At 49.0% G+C, this 16,742-nt stretch carries 17 protein-coding genes, 1 tRNA gene and 1 other RNA gene; 15 read left to right on the top strand and 4 right to left on the bottom strand.

Features of this window, described 5'->3' with window-relative positions; translation table 11 throughout:
• Positions 1 to 62 precede the first annotated feature (62 nt).
• The 11 genes from GM173_RS04370 to GM173_RS04320 all read left to right on the top strand — a co-directional run bounded on the left by GM173_RS04370 (position 63) and on the right by GM173_RS04320 (position 10,214).
• A tRNA-Ser gene (locus GM173_RS04370) sits at positions 63 to 153 on the top strand.
• Positions 154 to 546: 393 nt separating this feature from the next.
• Complete coding sequence (aroC, locus tag GM173_RS04365) at positions 547 to 1,647, top strand: chorismate synthase (protein WP_203570089.1); 1,101 nt, start codon at positions 547 to 549, stop codon at positions 1,645 to 1,647.
• Positions 1,647 to 2,351: a DUF4136 domain-containing protein gene (locus GM173_RS04360; RefSeq protein WP_203570088.1), complete on the top strand. Its 705-nt coding sequence runs from the start codon at positions 1,647 to 1,649 to the stop codon at positions 2,349 to 2,351. Before aroC ends, GM173_RS04360 begins: the two co-directional genes overlap by 1 nt.
• A gap of 14 nt (positions 2,352 to 2,365) precedes the next feature.
• On the top strand, positions 2,366 to 3,202 hold the full coding sequence (gene hpnD / locus GM173_RS04355) for a presqualene diphosphate synthase HpnD (RefSeq protein WP_203570087.1): 837 nt from the start codon (positions 2,366 to 2,368) through the stop codon (positions 3,200 to 3,202).
• Between the two features lie 62 nt (positions 3,203 to 3,264).
• A non-coding RNA gene (locus tag GM173_RS04350) (sX9 sRNA) lies at positions 3,265 to 3,337 on the top strand.
• Between the two features lie 34 nt (positions 3,338 to 3,371).
• The gene (hpnE, locus tag GM173_RS04345; RefSeq protein WP_203570086.1) at positions 3,372 to 4,709 is read left to right on the top strand and encodes a hydroxysqualene dehydroxylase HpnE; all 1,338 of its coding nucleotides are present in this window, start codon (positions 3,372 to 3,374) and stop codon (positions 4,707 to 4,709) included.
• Between the two features lie 54 nt (positions 4,710 to 4,763).
• The gene (locus tag GM173_RS04340) at positions 4,764 to 5,519 is read left to right on the top strand and encodes an SDR family NAD(P)-dependent oxidoreductase (protein ID WP_203570085.1); all 756 of its coding nucleotides are present in this window, start codon (positions 4,764 to 4,766) and stop codon (positions 5,517 to 5,519) included.
• 279 nt (positions 5,520 to 5,798) lie between these two features.
• A complete protein-coding gene (yoaA, locus tag GM173_RS04335; protein ID WP_203570084.1) occupies positions 5,799 to 7,787 on the top strand; it encodes a DNA repair helicase YoaA in 1,989 nt (662 codons plus the stop codon).
• Positions 7,777 to 8,790: an endolytic transglycosylase MltG gene (mltG, locus tag GM173_RS04330; protein ID WP_239078238.1), complete on the top strand. Its 1,014-nt coding sequence runs from the start codon at positions 7,777 to 7,779 to the stop codon at positions 8,788 to 8,790. The genes yoaA and mltG overlap by 11 nt, the downstream gene beginning before the upstream one ends.
• Positions 8,791 to 8,801: 11 nt before the next feature.
• Positions 8,802 to 9,698, top strand: a complete 897-nt coding sequence (locus tag GM173_RS04325; RefSeq protein WP_203570083.1) for a DMT family transporter — start codon at positions 8,802 to 8,804, stop codon at positions 9,696 to 9,698.
• A gap of 6 nt (positions 9,699 to 9,704) precedes the next feature.
• On the top strand, positions 9,705 to 10,214 hold the full coding sequence (locus GM173_RS04320; RefSeq protein ID WP_203570082.1) for a bifunctional adenosylcobinamide kinase/adenosylcobinamide-phosphate guanylyltransferase: 510 nt from the start codon (positions 9,705 to 9,707) through the stop codon (positions 10,212 to 10,214).
• Between the two features lie 22 nt (positions 10,215 to 10,236).
• Here GM173_RS04320 and GM173_RS04315 read toward each other — a convergent pair whose 3' ends face one another.
• From GM173_RS04315 to hisC, 3 genes are all read right to left on the bottom strand, one after another.
• A complete protein-coding gene (locus tag GM173_RS04315; protein WP_203570081.1) occupies positions 10,237 to 10,890 on the bottom strand; it encodes a hypothetical protein in 654 nt (217 codons plus the stop codon).
• Positions 10,891 to 10,982: 92 nt separating this feature from the next.
• Positions 10,983 to 11,561 carry a TMEM175 family protein gene (locus tag GM173_RS04310; RefSeq protein ID WP_203570080.1) on the bottom strand — a complete coding sequence of 193 codons (579 nt, stop codon included), beginning with the start codon at positions 11,559 to 11,561 and terminating at the stop codon, positions 10,983 to 10,985.
• 94 nt (positions 11,562 to 11,655) lie between these two features.
• Positions 11,656 to 12,720: a histidinol-phosphate transaminase gene (hisC, locus tag GM173_RS04305; RefSeq protein WP_203570079.1), complete on the bottom strand. Its 1,065-nt coding sequence runs from the start codon at positions 12,718 to 12,720 to the stop codon at positions 11,656 to 11,658.
• Positions 12,721 to 13,023: 303 nt separating this feature from the next.
• On the opposite strand from hisC, the gene GM173_RS04300 reads away from it, so the two are divergent.
• From GM173_RS04300 to GM173_RS04285, 4 genes are all read left to right on the top strand, one after another.
• Positions 13,024 to 13,986, top strand: a complete 963-nt coding sequence (locus tag GM173_RS04300; RefSeq protein ID WP_239078236.1) for a TDT family transporter — start codon at positions 13,024 to 13,026, stop codon at positions 13,984 to 13,986.
• A 12-nt stretch (positions 13,987 to 13,998) separates the two neighbouring features.
• Positions 13,999 to 14,700, top strand: coding sequence for a Crp/Fnr family transcriptional regulator (locus GM173_RS04295; protein ID WP_203570077.1), 702 nt, complete (start codon positions 13,999 to 14,001; stop codon positions 14,698 to 14,700).
• A 104-nt stretch (positions 14,701 to 14,804) separates the two neighbouring features.
• Positions 14,805 to 15,134: a hypothetical protein gene (locus GM173_RS04290; RefSeq protein ID WP_203570076.1), complete on the top strand. Its 330-nt coding sequence runs from the start codon at positions 14,805 to 14,807 to the stop codon at positions 15,132 to 15,134.
• A 24-nt stretch (positions 15,135 to 15,158) separates the two neighbouring features.
• Positions 15,159 to 15,497, top strand: a complete 339-nt coding sequence (locus GM173_RS04285; RefSeq protein WP_203570075.1) for a hypothetical protein — start codon at positions 15,159 to 15,161, stop codon at positions 15,495 to 15,497.
• 222 nt (positions 15,498 to 15,719) lie between these two features.
• On the opposite strand, the gene GM173_RS04280 is transcribed toward GM173_RS04285, so the two are convergent.
• Positions 15,720 to 16,451, bottom strand: coding sequence for a DNA-3-methyladenine glycosylase I (locus GM173_RS04280; RefSeq protein ID WP_203570074.1), 732 nt, complete (start codon positions 16,449 to 16,451; stop codon positions 15,720 to 15,722).
• Positions 16,452 to 16,742 lie beyond the last annotated feature (291 nt).

The following is a 16,742-nucleotide window of genomic DNA, read 5'->3' as shown; positions in this document are numbered from 1 at the left end:
ATCGTTGGTGGGTATTGCTTGCCATAGAGAGGGGGCTTCGGTATGATTCGGCGCTCTTATGCGGAGAGATGGATGAGTGGTTTAAGTCGCACGCCTGGAAAGCGTGTATAGGTTAATAGCCTATCGGGGGTTCGAATCCCCCTCTCTCCGCCAGCTAATTTAATTAAGCCCTTTATTTTAAAGGGCTTTTTTGTTGGGCTTTGCTTTTGTTTATGTGCTTGCGCCGTACCTTTGTTTTGAATGTATCTTGGGTTTGACAGTGAATTCGATTGAGGCTTAATGCATTTTGCCGCGGTAGTTGTTCAATTTTTAAAATACTGAATCGGATTAGTATTTTTCTTGCACTACTTTGCAAATCAATGTTGATAAATTGAAGTGGTTTGGCAGTATTGTGACCTTGGAACTAAATTTGTTGTCTTAGTTTGTTTTTGTAGTTTATCTATTTCTATCAGTAAATGCGGGCGATTCCTTGGTTAGTACCCCTTTGCTCGGCGTGCCCGTGGTAAAATTAAGCAAATTAAATCAACTTTGAGCTAGAGGCAGGCAATGTCAGGCAATTCCTTGGGTTTGTTATTTACAGTTACTTCGTTTGGCGAAAGCCATGGTGCAGGAATTGGTTGTATTGTTGATGGTTGCCCTCCGGGATTAGATATTTCGGTTGAAGATATTCAATTGGAACTCGATCGCCGCAAACCGGGTACCAGCCGCCATGTAACTCAGCGTAAAGAGCCTGATTCGGTGGAAATTTTGTCTGGCATTTATGAGGGCAAAACAACGGGTACGCCGATTGCACTCTTGATTCGCAATCAAGATCAGCGCAGCCAAGATTACGGCAAAATCGTAGATACCTTCCGCCCTGGTCACGCTGATTATACTTACTGGCACAAATACGGCATTCGCGATCCACGTGGTGGTGGTCGCTCATCGGCACGCGAAACGGCAGTGCGTGTTGCGGCGGGGGCGATTGCGAAAAAATGGCTGAAAGAAAAATTCGGCATCGTTATTCGTGGTTATATGAGCAAATTGGGCGAAATCGATATTCCATTCCAAAGCTGGGATCACGTCTCTGAAAACGCATTTTTCGCGCCAAATTTAGAAATCGTGCCGCAACTCGAAGACTATATGGACGCGATTCGTAAAGAGCGCGATTCAGTCGGCGCACAAATTTCCGTTGTGGCGGAAAACGTGCCGGTGGGTTGGGGCGAGCCAGTGTATGATCGCCTTGATGCCGAAATCGCCTACGCAATGATGAATATTAATGCGGTGAAAGGTGTTGAGATCGGCGCTGGCTTTGACAGTATCGCGCAACGCGGCTCGGTGCATTGCGATGAACTCACTCCAAAAGGCTTTGCAACGAATCACGCTGGCGGCATTTTAGGGGGTATATCGACAGGGCAGGATATTACTGTGAACTTGGCGGTTAAACCTACCTCTAGTATCGCGCAAGAGCGTGCGTCGATTGATAAAGACGGTAATCCAGTGATGATGGCGACCACGGGTCGTCATGATCCTTGCGTTGGCATTCGTGCAACACCGATTGCTGAAGCGATGTTGGCGCTGGTGCTGATCGATCACGCACTGCGCCATCGTGCGCAATGCGGTGATGTGGTGGTGAATACGCCGCGTATTCCGGGCAAGATTGCCTAATGTCGCGCTTTGCTAGCTTGTTGTTTGTCGTCTTGCTGGCAGGTTGCGCTGCGCCTTCATTTGTCGCGACGGTATCGGTACGGCATCAATTGCCTGCTACCGCGTTGAAAGCATCTGCACCAGTTGCTTCTGGCTCGGCCGCAGCGGTACAAGCCGCTATGGCCACACCAAAGGCGTTTGCGATTGAGCGCAATGCCTCACAAATGCAAAGTCTTGCTTATAAACAGTTTGAGACTGATTTGGCGAATCGTTTGGTGCAGCAAGGTTTGATTTGGCAAAAAGACATCAACAAAGCCGATTGGCTCGTTCGCTTTGATTACCAAGTGGATGACGGTAAAGAAAAATCCTACCAGCAGCCGATTTGGGGTACGGTTGGTTACTCAGTGAGTTATCAACGTGTATTTACGAATGGCGGCAGCGTGATGTTTATCCCGCGCTATTATCCTGAAACGGGAATTGTTGGCTCGCAAACAGTGAGTGAAACGATTTTTACTCGCGAAGTTTTTGTCGATATTTTAGATCGGAAAACTTTGGATAAAGGCGAGTTTGCCAAACTGTACGAAGGCCGCGCGCGCAATCGCAGTCACAGTGACGAGCTAGATAGCGCGGTACCCTTGCTGATCCAGAGTTTATTCTTACCTTTTCCTGGTCCGTCTGGTGTGAGTCGCGAAGTGCGAATTCCTTTGACGACGCCTAAACCTTAAATTCGAGACGTCCTGTGACTCCTGATCAATATTGTGAAGACAAAGCCGCCAAAAGTGGTTCGAGCTTTTATTATAGTTTTCGTTTTTTAAGCCCAGAAAAGCGCGTTGCGATTACTGCCTTGTATGCGTTTTGCCGCGAAGTTGACGATGTGGTCGATGAAATCAGCGATGAAGGTGTAGCGCGCACGACGCTGGCTTGGTGGCGCAATGAAGTTGACCAAATGTACGCGGGCAGCCCGCAGCATCCGGTAACGCAATCCTTGCTGCCAGCAGTGAAGTCTTATGATTTGCCGCGCGAATTGTTTCTAGAAATTATCGACGGCATGGAGATGGATCTGGATCAGGCGCGCTACAACACCTTTAAAGATTTGCATCTGTATTGCTATCGCGTTGCCAGCGTTGTGGGACAATTGGCGGCGACAATTTTTGGTTATACCGACCGCAAAACACTGAAGTACGCGCATGATTTGGGTATTGCATTTCAACTAACCAATATCATTCGCGATGTCGGCGAAGACGCGCGTCGTGGCCGGATTTATTTGCCTGTCGATGAGTTGCAGCGCTTTAACGTGCCTGCTGCCGACATTCAGAATTACCGTGAAACCGCTGAATTTAAAGCCTTAATGAATTTCCAGATCGATCGCGCCGAGCAGTATTACGATCAAGCGATGGCTTTGCTGCCTGAGGTGGATAAGAAAAACCAACGAACTGGTTTGGTGATGGCGGCGATTTATCGCGCCACGCTGGCTGAAATTCGTTTGGACGGCGCACAGAAAGTGCTCAATCAACGCACTTCACTAACCCCAATTCGCAAGCTGTGGTTGGCGTGGAAAACGTGGTGGTTTGCTTGAGCGCATCCTTCAAAAGTGCTGCGCATCCCGTGATAACGGGTCGGGCGGTGCGCGGAATCCTCATGTACAACGTGTGCATTCCGGTTCCTGTGCTCCGGCCTCGCCGTTCTGACGGGTGCTCGCTACTTTTTAAAAATACGCTCAGATTCAAGCTACCTAGGGTGGGATCATGAAAAGAGTCGCCATTATCGGTGGCGGCTACGCGGGTATGGCGGCGGGTGTTGAGTTGGCTGCGGCGGGCGTGTCGGTCACGGTGTTTGAAGCGGGCAAAGTGCTTGGCGGTCGAGCGCGGCGCGTTGATCGCTCGAACCGTGCCGTGATGAACGAGTCGCCGCTGGATAATGGTCAGCATCTGGTGATCGGCGCTTATTCTGAGTTATTACGTTTAATGCAGTGCTGCGGTGTTGATTTGGATGCTGCATTTTTGCGTCAGCCGATGCGTTTGCAGGTTGAACCCGATTTTTTGCTGGCTTGTCCAAAATTACCTGCGCCGCTGCATTTGGCGCTTGGTTTAATTCGCGCCAAAGGTTTGTCGTGGGTTGAGCGTTGGGCTTTGATACGCGCCATTGAAGTGAGTAAATGGCGGTGCTGGCGTTTAAAAAACGATGTGACTGTAGCGCAGTGGTTGCTCGAGCAGCGGCAACCTGAGAGCCTGATTGCCAAGTTTTGGGCGCCGCTGACCTTGGCAGCACTGAATACCCCACTTGAGTTAGCGAGCGCGCAAGTATTACTCAATGTATTGCGCGATAGTTTGGGTGGCCAACGCGCGGCTTCTGATTTACTAATGCCAAAAGTGGATTTTAGCCAGTTGTTTCCTGAGTCGGCCGCCCAGATGATTCAAACTTCGGGTGGGTATGTGCAGCTAGGCTATCGTGTAAAATCGATAGCGAGCAATACCCATGGTTTTGTGCTGGGTGACGACGGTCAGGTTTTTGACGCGGTGATTTGCGCAACGCCACCGCATCAGGCGGCAGGTCTCATCAGCTCTTTTGATCAATTACTGAGTGCACAATTAACCGATTGGCAGTATCAGCCGATTGTCACGGTGTATTTGCAGTATGCGACCGATGTGCAATTGTCGACGCCGATGTTGGGTTTGGCCGATGCCTATTCGCAGTGGGTGTTTGATCGCGGCGTGACGCATGGGCAACATGGCTTGATTGCCGTCGTGATCTCAGCGCAGGGCGTGCATAGCGGCTTGAGTCACGATGAATTGGCTGAGACCGTGCAGGCTGAATTGCATCAACGATTGGGCTTGCCTGATTTGGTACTGCGCCAGCAAGTGATTACCGAAAAGCGCGCGACCTTTGCGTGCACTCCAAATCTAGAGCGGCCGAGCAATACTACTTTGCAAGTAGGGTTGTTTTTGGCAGGAGATTTTACTGAAGGTTTAGCTGGGCATGGGCGAGGCGAGTATCCGGCAACGCTCGAAGGTGCTGTGCGTAGTGGTGTGAATGCCGCTCAACTCACATTAGAATATTTGGGTTATTTGAAAACGCTGTCATAGAGACAGAATAAAGTCACTCAGCCTTTGTTAAGCGGTAAGGAGAGGAAAAATAAAATGGCAGATTGGAAAACAGCAACACCGAGCGCAGATGCATTCAAAGACCGCGTCATTCTCGTAACGGGGGCAGGGCAGGGCATTGGCGCTGCGGCAGCGGTGGAGTTGGCCAAGTTTGGTGCAACGGTAATTTTACTTGGCCGCAACGAGAAAAAACTCAGTCGCACTTACGATGCCATCGAAGCGGTGGGTGGTGCGCAACCGGCAGCGATTCCGATGGATTTGGCCAAAATCGGCGAGGCTGAATTGAATCAACTTGGGGTGTTGATTCAAAAAGAGTTTGGTCGTTTGGATGGTATTTTGCATTGCGCGAATGGATTTAATCATCTTTCACCGCTTTCAAATCAAAAACTGGATGAATGGGTGGAGATGTTCCGCGTGAACGTGGCGGCACCATTTGCGATGACGCGCGCCTTGTTTCCATTGCTGGAAAAATCGCCTGATGCGGCGGTCTTGGTGCTGGGTGAAACTCATGCGTTTGAACCGAATGCCTATTGGGGCGGTTTTAGCGTGACCAAATCCGCGCAAAAAAACTGGATTGAGATTGCTGCGTCTGAATGGGATAAGTTGGCCAATGTGCGGATTAATTTATTGGTGCCAGGCCCGATTCAGTCGCCGTTCCGCTTGGCGACGCACCCTGCTGAATTGAAAGACACATTGCCAGTGACTGAGGCTATTTTGCCTGCGATTTTGTATTGGTTAGGTGGTGCGAGCGTGGGTCAAAGTGGTCAGACTTTATTTTTTCAAGAAAAATAAAAAAAATTGAAAAAAGGCTGAACTTTATTGAATACACACCCTCATACACCCTGTAAATGAACCGTTGGTTCATTTCGCTGGGCGCTAGCTCAGATGTGTATTGTGTTTTCATCTCTCCCTGTATTGATTGGCCCCGCCTCGTGCGGGGTTTTTTTTCGTAAAATGCTGCGCATTCTGTGAACACTATTTTTTGCATTTAAAGTATTTTTTCTGAATGAGGTCTGCTATAGCCTTGCCGCCGATACGGTACAATCCTTCATCCGAAGTATTGAGCTTTCCATGACACTCGAAGAAGTTTTTGCAGATACCGGGCCGTTTGGCGATGCATTTCCCGGCTACAAGTTGCGCCAGCCGCAGTTAGAAATGGCACTGGCGGTTGAGCGGGCGATCGCGTCTTGCGGGCAATTGATTGCCGAGGCGGGTACGGGGACGGGCAAAACGTTTGCCTATTTAGTACCGGCGCTGCTGTCTGGTGGCAAGGTGATTGTGTCGACCGGTACCAAAACACTGCAAGATCAGTTATTTAATCGCGATGTGCCGAGCGTGCGCGATGTACTGAAGGTGCCGGTGGTGATTGCACTACTGAAAGGCCGTTCGAATTACGTCTGCCATTATCATCTAGCACGCGCCGAGCACGAAGGGCGCTTTATGCGTCGTGAAGACGTGGCAGATTTGCAAAAAATTAAACGTTACGTCAACACCACGAATTCGGGCGATAAAGCAGCCTGTCCCGGCGTGCCGGAGGACGCACCGATTTGGGCACATGTGACTAGCACCCGCGATAATTGCCTGGGTCAAGATTGCCCCAATCACAAAGACTGCTTTGTTTTAAAAGCACGCAAAGACGCGCAAGAAGCCGATGTGGTGGTGGTCAATCATCATCTGTTTTTTGCTGATGTGTGGCTCAAAGACGAAGGCGCGGGCGAGCTGCTTCCTGCGTGTAATACGGTGATTTTCGACGAGGCGCATCAACTGCCTGAAGTTGCCAGCCTGTTTTTTGGTGATACGCTTACCAGTGGTCAAGTGGTTGAGCTAGCGCGGGATGCGCGTGCCGAAGCGCTGGTCGTCGCTAAAGACTATGTTTTGTTGCCCAATGCTGCCGAAGCGCTGGAAAAGTCAGCAAAAGATGTACGGTTGGTGTTTAAAGACATACAGCGGCTGCCACAGCATGAGTTAAAAGAAAAATTCCCAGCTTTTTTTACCCAGCTCAATGTAATGACGGGTGATTTGCAACATTTGGCTGAACTCTTGGCCAAGCAAGCCGAGCGCGGTGAGAGTTTAGAAAAATGTCATCAGCGCGCGGCTGAAATGCTCGAATTGCTGGAAAAATGGCAGAAATCAGATTCTACGGAGACCGTGCATTGGATTGATGTTACGCAGCATGGCTTTTTGTTGCATATTACGCCGCTAAATATCGCTGATTTATTCCAAAAACAAGTCAATATGAATCCACGCGCGTGGATTTTTGCTTCGGCAACCTTGGCGGTGAACAATCAGTTTACGCATTTTCAGCATGAACTGGGCTTATGGAAAGCCGAAACTGCAACGTGGGATAGTCCCTTCGATTACAAGCAGCAAGCCGTGCTGTATGTGCCGCAAGACATGCCGCAACCTAATACACCGGAATATACCCGTACTGTCATTGAAAAAGCATGGCCATTATTGCACACCACGCAAGGACATGCGTTTTTGCTATTTACCAGCTTGCGTGCGATGCGCGAAGCGCATGAGTTATTGCTTGAAAAGCTTAAAGATGCTGGGCTAGATTGGCCGGTGTATCTCCAAGGCACCGGCTCGCGCACTGAATTGCTTGATCAATTTCGCAAAGAGCCGAACGCGATTTTGGTCGCCAGCCAGACATTCTGGGAAGGTATTGACGTGCGTGGAGATCAGTTGTCGCTCGTGGTGATCGACAAGCTGCCATTTTCTCCGCCGGATGATCCTGTGTTATCGGCACGGATGGAGCAAATCACCAAGGCGGGGCGTAGCCCGTTTATGGATTATCAATTGCCCAATGCGACGATCACGCTTAAACAAGGCGCGGGGCGCTTGATTCGGGATGAGACCGATATTGGCATATTGATGATTGCCGATACGCGTCTGGTTGAAAAGCAATACGGCAAAATGATTTGGAAAAGCCTGCCGCCGATGTTCCGTTCGCGTGAATTGGCGAATGTGCAGAAATTTTACGAGGTAAAACGCAGTGGCCGCACCATCAGCGAAGAAGAAAGCAAATCCGAAACCTCAACCGAAAAAAATGCCGAATAAGCCGACCCCGATGTGGGGACGATTGTTGGGGTTGTTGCTATTTTGTGTTTTAGCGGCAACGCTCGCAGGCAGCGTGTGGTTTTATAGTTGGGCAGTGACCGAGCAGCCGAGTCCGCCTTCGCATTCAGTGCAGATCGAACCAGGCGGCGTTAACGCTGTTGCGCAGCAGTTGGTGCGACAAGGCGCGGTTGATTCGGCGCCTTTATTTGTGTTGCTGGCGCGGATTTCGGGTAAAGATGCTGAGCTGAAGGCTGGTAGTTATTCGCTGAAAGCGCCGATCTCACCGTGGATGTTGCTGAAAAAACTTGGCAAGGGTGAAGTCGATTTGCAGATGTTCAGCATTATTGAAGGCTGGAATTGGCGGCAATTACGGCAAGCACTTAATACGCACCCCTATTTAAAACACGACACCGCCAAAATGAGCGATGAAGAAATTCTCGCCGCTTTGGGCATCAGTGCCTTGTCGCCCGAAGGACTGTTTTTTCCAGAGAGTTATCGCATTGACAAAGGCAGCTCCGACCTCAAACTATTGGCGCGCGCGCATCGTTTGATGCAAGAAAAACTCGATGAGGCATGGGCGAGTCGTAAACCTGATTTGCCATTGAAATCGGCGTATGAGGCGCTGATTTTGGCGTCGATTGTCGAGAAAGAAACCGGCAAAGCGGCGGATCGCCCTTTAATTGCAGGGGTATTCACTAATCGACTCCGTCAAGGAATGCGTTTACAAACAGATCCAACCGTCATTTATGGCGTTGGTGAGGCCTTTAAGGGCGATATTACCAAAGCGCATTTGCGTACTGATACACCGTACAACACCTACACCCGTGCCGGACTGCCGCCAACGCCGATTGCGATGGTTGGAGAGGCGGCATTGACTGCCGCCACGCAACCCGCTGTGACCAAGGCAGTCTATTTTGTGGCCAAGGGCGATGGCAGTTCGGTTTTTTCAGAAACGCTTGATCAGCATAATGCGGCAGTGCGCAAGTACTTACGGAATAACTAATTAGGATAAGCATGAAGCCGGAATTGAAAGGCCATTTAATGGTGCTGTTTTGTATTGTGGTGTGGGGAATTACGTTTGTCTCGACCAAAATCCTGCTGCAATGGCGAACTCCGGTTGAAATCGCGCTCGATCGATTTGTTTTAGCGTACGGCCTCTTATTTTTATTGCATCCGGTGATCAAAAAGCCGCAATGGCGCGAAGAATTATTCTTTTGCGGTTTAGGGCTATTTGGTATCACCTTGTATTTCTTGACCGAAAACATCGCATTGCAATACACGCAAGCCTCTAGTGTTGGCTTGTTGGTGTCGTCCGCACCGCTGCTCACTGCGTTTTTCGCGCATTTCACCACACATGATGAAAAGCTTAGCCCGCGCTTGATTGTTGGTTCGCTGGTTGCGTTATTTGGTGTCGCCTTGGTGATGTTTAATGGTAGTGTGATTTTGAAACTTAATCCGCTCGGCGATATTTTGGCGCTGTCGGCGGGCGCAGCATGGGCGGTGTATTGCTTATTGCTTAAGCGAGCAGGGCAGCGTTATGGCTATCTTTATCTGACACGGCAAGTGTTTTTCTACGGCATCGTCACGCTACTGCCCGCCGCGTGGTGGATGAACTATCGCGTCGACTTCGCGCTGTGGCTTGATCCGCTACAAGGCGGCAATATGTTGTTCTTGGGCGTAGTCGCCTCGGCACTTTGCTTTGTCGCGTGGAACAAAGCGCTGGGCATTATCGGTGCCGTGAAAGCCAGTAATTATATCTATTTGATTCCATTGATTACGATGTTGACTGCGGTATTGCTCTTGGGTGAGCGCATTACCGTCGTTGGCGCACTAGGTGCCGCGCTGATTTTGCTGGGGGTATATTACGCTGAGCATGGTTTAAAAATGCCTGTATCTAAACACAGTGGGTAGGTATATATGCGTTTGATTTTAGTTACGGGGGCGCAAAAAAGCGGCAAAAGTCGCTACGCCGAGCAGCGTGCTTTAGCGCTCTCAGATCGCCCTGCGTATTTGGCGACGTCACGCGTGTGGGATGATGATTTCGCCGAGCGTATACGCCAACATCAAGCCCAGCGCGATTCGCGCTGGGTGAATCTAGAGCAAGAAACCGATCTGGCTGCGCATGGTTTTGCTGGAGACGTGATCGTGCTCGATTGCATTACGCTCTGGTTGACTAATCTCTTCACCGATTGCGAGTACGATAAAGCGGCAACGCTGATTGAAGCGAAAGCTCGTTGGGAGGAATTCGTCTTGGCCACGGCACAAACGGTCATCGCAGTTGGCAATGAAATCGGTTGGAGCCTACACGCCGAAACGCAAATGGGCCGCCATTTTGTCGATCTACACGGCAGCTTTATGCAATTTGCCGCCGCGCAGGCTGAGGAAGTTGTATTAGTAGTGGCGGGTTTGCCTATAAAGGTGAAATAAGTTGGGTAGTGGGTGTCAAACTTTAGCGTTGGGTAAATCTTGTTGCGAGTTCATTTGGCTTGCCTAAAAGCTCTTTGGCCAAGTCTTCGAATAATTCGGTGCTGCATTGCTCGGGCGTTAACACTTGCCAGTCGTCTTCAAATTTATTTAGATTACGAATATTGAGGCGAATTGTTCCAGATTTATAGTCATTTTCAAAACGAAGACGAGTAGGGAATTCGGGTAGGATGGAAACAATGGTTTTGACTAACTTCCCATCTGAATTTTTAATCAATTTCTCTTCGACCTTGCAGCCTAAATTCCAAAGCCGATCTTTGAGGTATTTCACTTCGTTGTTTGAAGTGTAACTCGCTTGCAGCGGTGAACGAGCCAGCCAATTGATTGAAAACTCAATGTATTCATAATAATTTTTGTCTTCAACTTGAAAGCTGCGTGCGCGTGTCATGCAATCCTTCATTGCAACGTGGCTAAATTCTCCAATGCCAAAAATAAGGTAGGTGTGTGGGCTAGGTGGTTTTAGAATTTGAAGCTGCTCGGCCAAACTACGGAAATATTCAAAAATTTGTGTCATTTGCGCTTGGATTAGCAGCAGATTTTTTGCATCTTTTTCACGCACTGCCGCATTATCTTGTTGCAGCGCTTCGGCGTTTTGCTTCAGTTCGTTGAGTAAATCCATTGTTACTTTCGCCCAAAAATGTATTTATTTATTTTATATTGGATTTATCATCAATGCCGAGTAAGAAATTGTTTGGCTCTAGTCGATAGTATTTACTTTTGTGCCAATACGGTTTCAATCCTCCGATCTGGCACCAGCCACATCAGCGCGACAATGACGTATAAAACCCCCGACAGCCACGGCGTGTAAAAAGAGAGCGCGATGCCGATGGCGTAGAGCAACGGTGAAATTTTACCTTTCCGATCGCGACCAACTGCAGTGAGTAGTTTTGAACTTGCACAATCCGTGCTGATAATCGCCTGTTGCAATAACCAATACGCCAATGAAGCCATCAGTAGCACAAGCCCGTAAACGGCCATGGTTGCTGCTGAGAAATGGTTTTCCCCCGCCCAAGCGGTAGCAAATGGGAATAGCGATAACCAAAATAGAAAGTGCAGATTTGCCCATAGCACGCGCCCTGTGACGTGGGGTGTGGCGTGCAGCATGTGATGGTGGTTGTTCCAATAAATGCCGACGTAGGTAAAGCTAAGTAAATAGCTGAAAAACACCGGAATTAAAGGGCGTAAGGCACTAAACTCAGCGCCGTGTGGTATTTTGAGCTCCAAAACCATGATGGTGATAATAATGGCGATTACGCCATCGCTGAATGCTTCTAAGCGATTTTTATTCATCGTTGCTTTGCTCGTAAAAAGGGTTTTGGGGCGCAGATTTGGATTTGCGCTGACAAAGCCCCGCCGAAACAGGGCTTCGCATCATGCAGATGATTTATTGCAAAATAGCTGTCAACGCCGCCACCAATGCCTCACATTCCGCATCGGTACCAATCGAAATCCGCAAAAATTGTTCAATCCGCGGCAATTTGAAATGGCGAACTAGAATCGCGCGTTCGCGCAATGCTTGTGCGAGTTGTGCTGCATCCCGTTCAGGATGACGTGCAAAAACGAAATTGGCATGTGAGGGTAATACGTCAAAACCCAATTGCCGCAATTCTTTGCTTAGGGTATCTCGGCTCGCATTAATTGCTGCACAGGTTTGATTAAAATACCCTGTGTCTTCGATTGCCGCTACCGCACCAGCCAGCGCAACGCGATCAAGTGGGTAAGAATTAAAACTATTTTTAACGCGTTCCAAGCCCGCAATTAAATCCGCATGGCCAACGGCAAAACCAACACGTGCACCCGCTAATGAGCGCGATTTTGACAATGTTTGCACCACGAGCAAATTGTCGTAACGATTCACTAAGCTAATTGCGCTGACCCCGCCAAAATCAACGTAGGCTTCATCAACGACCAGTATTTGGTCTGGATAGGTTTGTAGCAGCGTTTCGATGTGCGCAAGTGGTAGCAAAATCCCCGTTGGGGCGTTGGGATTCGGGAAGATAATCGCGCCGCCGCCGCTGTAGTCTGCCGTGTTGATTTCAAATTCAGCAGTCAATGGCACGGTACGATATTCAATACCGTACAGGCCGCAATACACGGGATAAAAGCTGTAACTGATGTCGGGGAACAGCAGTGGTTTGTCGTGTTTAAGTAGCGCTTGAAAAGTGTGTGCCAGCACTTCGTCTGAGCTATTACCGACAAACACATTCGCACGCGTGATGCCATCAGCTTGGTGAAATGCTGCCACTGCGTCTTTCAGTACGTCGCCATTCGGATCCGGATACAGCCGCAAATGATCATTCACCGCAGCTTGCATCGCGGCAATCGCTTTGGGCGATGGGCCGTATGGATTTTCGTTGGTATTGAGTTTGATCAGATTGGTGATCTTTGGTTGCTCACCCGGTGTATAGGGCGTGAGGGTGTGGACAACAGGGCTCCAGAATCGGCTCATGACATTGACTTTTGGCGTGGGCAAATGTCAATTTTACCAAGAACCTGCTAAATGGGAATGCCGCAATGCGAGGCGGAATGAAATTAAATTCAGAATCTTGTGTGCTGGACGATGCAGGTACACAAATCATGGTTAACAATCGGTTTGTTTCTAGGCTGGTACTTATGCCGAGCGTTTATGAGTGCGCTTGTTTATAATTAAATCATATATAAAAAGTAGATGATGTTATATGCGGGCTAGTACATGGTTTATTAAGTTGCCTAATGCAACTGATGGCGAAAGATCTGTTTCTGGAGCATGCTAATGCCACGTGCGTTAATTGGAAAAATCCGCGGTTTGCCAACCCCCGTTGCTGGTTTAGCTTTAGGGATTGGTGGCTTGGGAATGTGTTTGGATATGGCTTTTGCTGCGCAAGGGCGGATAGAAACGGTAACCGCGAGTTTAGCGCTGCTATTGTTGTTGGCACTTTGCACTCGCGTGGCCTTACATCCCGATACCCTCAAAGCGGATTTGAAGCATCCTGTGGTGGGGAGTGTCGCGCCGACGTTTGCGATGGCGCTGATGGTAGTGAGCCATGGGGTGGCGCAGTATTGGGCGGCGGCTGGTACTGCGCTATGGTTGCTTGCAGTGGCGATACATGTGTATTTTCTGGTGGCATTTATTCGCTATCGCCGCCAAGATTTCTCATTACACCATATGGTGCCTAGTTGGTTTGTGCCGCCTGTGGGCATTGCGGTTGCTGCGGTGGCATGGACGGGTGACGTGGGAAGCCCGACCTATTTGCTTGCGTGGGGGTGCATGGCGTTTGCGCTCGCTTGTTATGCAGTCATGATGCCGATGATGTTTTATCGAATTATGTTTCGTGAGTCGATTCCGGTTGGTGCGCAGCCAACAATTGCTATTTTAGCAGCGCCTGCTAGCTTGACCTTGGCTGCGTATTTAAAAGTGGCGATTACGCCGTATCCTTTGTTAGTGATTATTATGTTGGGTCTGGCAATCACGATGACGCTGATTGTATATGGTGCGTTTATTCATTTATTAAGACTGCCGTTTTCACCTGGCTACGCTGCGTTTACTTTTCCAATGGCAATTGGTGCGACGGCTTTGTATAAAGTTGAAGCGATTTTTGTGCAATGGAAAGTCCCAGCCGAAATGATTCAGCAAATCGATGTTTTGGCGCGTATTGAGCTGGGCATCGCTACGCTGGTGATTAGCTATGTGGCGACTCGTTTTGTGATGTTCTTGTTTAGTCAACACCATGGCTAGGTCGGCAAAATCATGAGTGAGCAAAGCGTGAGCGAGAAGATGTCAACGATTGATCCAATGTTGCCTTTGCTATTTCCGCTGTTGCACGCCTTTCCAGCGGCTAATCGCCAAGCGTTGTTGGCTTTAGGAGTAGAACACGACGCTCCGGCTGGAACGGTACTGTGGGAAGAGGGGCAGTTGATACCGGATTTATTGCTGATCTCATCTGGGATTGTCGTCGCTACTTCGAATGGAGAAGTCAGCCATCGCCCCTTTTTGTACGGTCACATGTCGGCAGGCTCGGTCGCCGGTTTACACGCATTGTTTACTAGCGAAGCTGCACAAGTGCAGCTTACGGTTCAAGCCGATGCGCATTATTTACAATTGCCGCGCGCGGCATTGGTCGACGCATTACGAGATTACCCCGCCGCATGGGAAGCTGTAGCAAACGAGCTGGCACAGGGTGTTTTTCATCTAGTCAATACTATTAATTTGCTCGCGCAAAGCAATGGCTACCATCGCTTGCGCCGCCTCTTGATTCAGCTGGATCGTCGCGCTCGTAACGAGTATCAGCAAAGTGGCTTGATGCTTAGCCAGCAAGAGCTCGCCGCTCGGATTGGTTTGTCGCGGGAGATGGTCAACCGTATGTTGGCGCAACTGCGCAATGGCGGCTACATCGAGCAAGATGAGCGTGGTGTGTTCAAGATTTTACAAACTTTACCTCACGAATTTTAAGCCCTGCAAGTCGCTGTGCGAAATCGCACAGTCTGTTCATTGTTGTTCCTTTCTTCCTTAACATGAATTCCATTGCCTGACGGCTCAGCTTTTTGGGGTTCATCATGTCTCGTTTATTTTTATTACTGGTTGCAGCAATGATTGCCTCTGCAACTTTCTCTAGTTACGCCGGGGTGCGTGAGGCTTATCGCGACGGTGTGCGTGAAGTGAGTCAAGCAAAAATCGATGGTGCTCGCGAAGTGGCCGCCGAACGCCGTGAAGCCGCCCGTGATTTTTATCAAGCAGACAACGCTTGGGAGCGCGGGCAAGCGATTCGCGAAGGCGCTCGGGAAGTCCGCGCAGCCAAACGCAAGGCCCAGCGAGAAGTGCGGAGCGAACGTCGCGAAGCCAAGCGTGAAATTCGCCGCGAAATTCGTAAAGACCGCTGGAATTAATATTTGTTAAATTGGAGTTAAGCTATGAAGTTGCTTCAAATCGCTGCATTTATGATCGCGGCGCTATTAGTGATGGCGGCACCAACTTGGGCCGATAGTCGGCAAGATGCTCATCGCATCGGTGCTTTTGCTGGTGCGATGAAATACTGTGTTGAGATTGATGATGGCCGTGAAGGTCGCTATAAAATGGCACGTCTGCGCGCCTTTAAAGAAGTCGATGATATGTCGTCTAAGCGCAAAGTTGATGCGATTATCGCCCGTGATATCGCCTATGATCGAGGCCGTTATTTAGGTCGCAAACTAGATCGTAATCACTGTCGGCAACTGGTGAAAGCCTCTGAGTGGCGTCGATTTTTCAATTAAATGGCCAGAGCCTGTTGACGTTTGGGTTTTCCACCGCGCTGGAGCGATTTTGGTCTGAATTTGCGATGAAAAATGCTGATAGAGCTAAGCTATGTCATGTCTTTTCGTCTTGTTTCAGACCAATATCAGCACAAACGCGATATGCAAATTTAGCTTCGTTAGACCCTTATGATGAAGCGGGCTTGCCATAACGCCATCTAATCAGCGTGTTGTGGCTCGCGCTTACGCCAAAACAGCTTTAAATTTGCTGCTTTCAACTTGAATTGATTGGTTTTCATAATTGACTCCCACTGAGTAGGCTGCAATTTTGCTCAGGTGCGTGTAGGGGAGTCCGGTTTCTGCGGCCCAGTCATTGAATAGTTGCTGAATCTTGTTTAAATCTCGCTTGCTTGTTGGTTGGTCTGGAATGTCTAAGCCCGCCAGCTGTAGCGCTAGTACTACATCTTGCGTTAATACAAACGCATCTTTGCCGATGTAACGCAGCAGCCATTGCCCAGTTTGCCCGCCCAAACGGCTGCCGTGGCTTTTTAGAAGTGCCAACAACTCTACTTGATTTGATGCAGGGTATGTATTCAAAAATCTAGCAAAACTACCATATTCTTGGCTATACACCCGTACAAAATTGACGTTTTCCATCAGCGCTTTAATCTTCGGCCAATGTCGTACCACACGAGTGTCGCTGCAATACGCTTCCCATTGCTCAGCGGAGAGTATGGCGAGTTTATCGATATCAAAACCGAAAAAAGCCTCTTCAAACTGTGGCCACTTATTGCTAATCACTGTCCAGTTAAAACTCGCCTGATTAATCGCTTTACACATCATTGCCAAAATCCGGTGGTCGGGTAGCGCGGCAAACTGATCTTCGCTCGGTACGCTGGGTAGCAAATCTTGCAAGGCCTGCGCTCCCCCTTTGCGCGAGATGGCGCGCGCTTGAATTTCAACCATTTTTTGCATGCTGCATTCCTCGTTGTTTGACTTTGATTGTAGCGATTAATTTGCCTATTTTTTGATCTTTGATAATGGGTATATCTCAGAAAGCTAATATTTTCAATATCTAAAGTGAAATACATGTCCAAGATAGGGCTTGGATTGAGAGTGCATGGGACGAACCAATTGGGTCGCTGTATGTCTGAATGAGATTGGACAATAAAACGTAGTCTGTCAATCGCACAGGCATTGGTAACATCAAAATAAAAAGCCCTGAATCAATCAGGGCTTTAAAAGTGTTCAGTCAGGTGCGAATAA

This window comes from Deefgea chitinilytica, from assembly GCF_016881405.1.
GTDB classification, from domain to species: Bacteria; Pseudomonadota; Gammaproteobacteria; order Burkholderiales; family Chitinibacteraceae; genus Deefgea; species Deefgea chitinilytica.
This window is presented reverse-complemented; position numbering and strand designations above follow the sequence as displayed.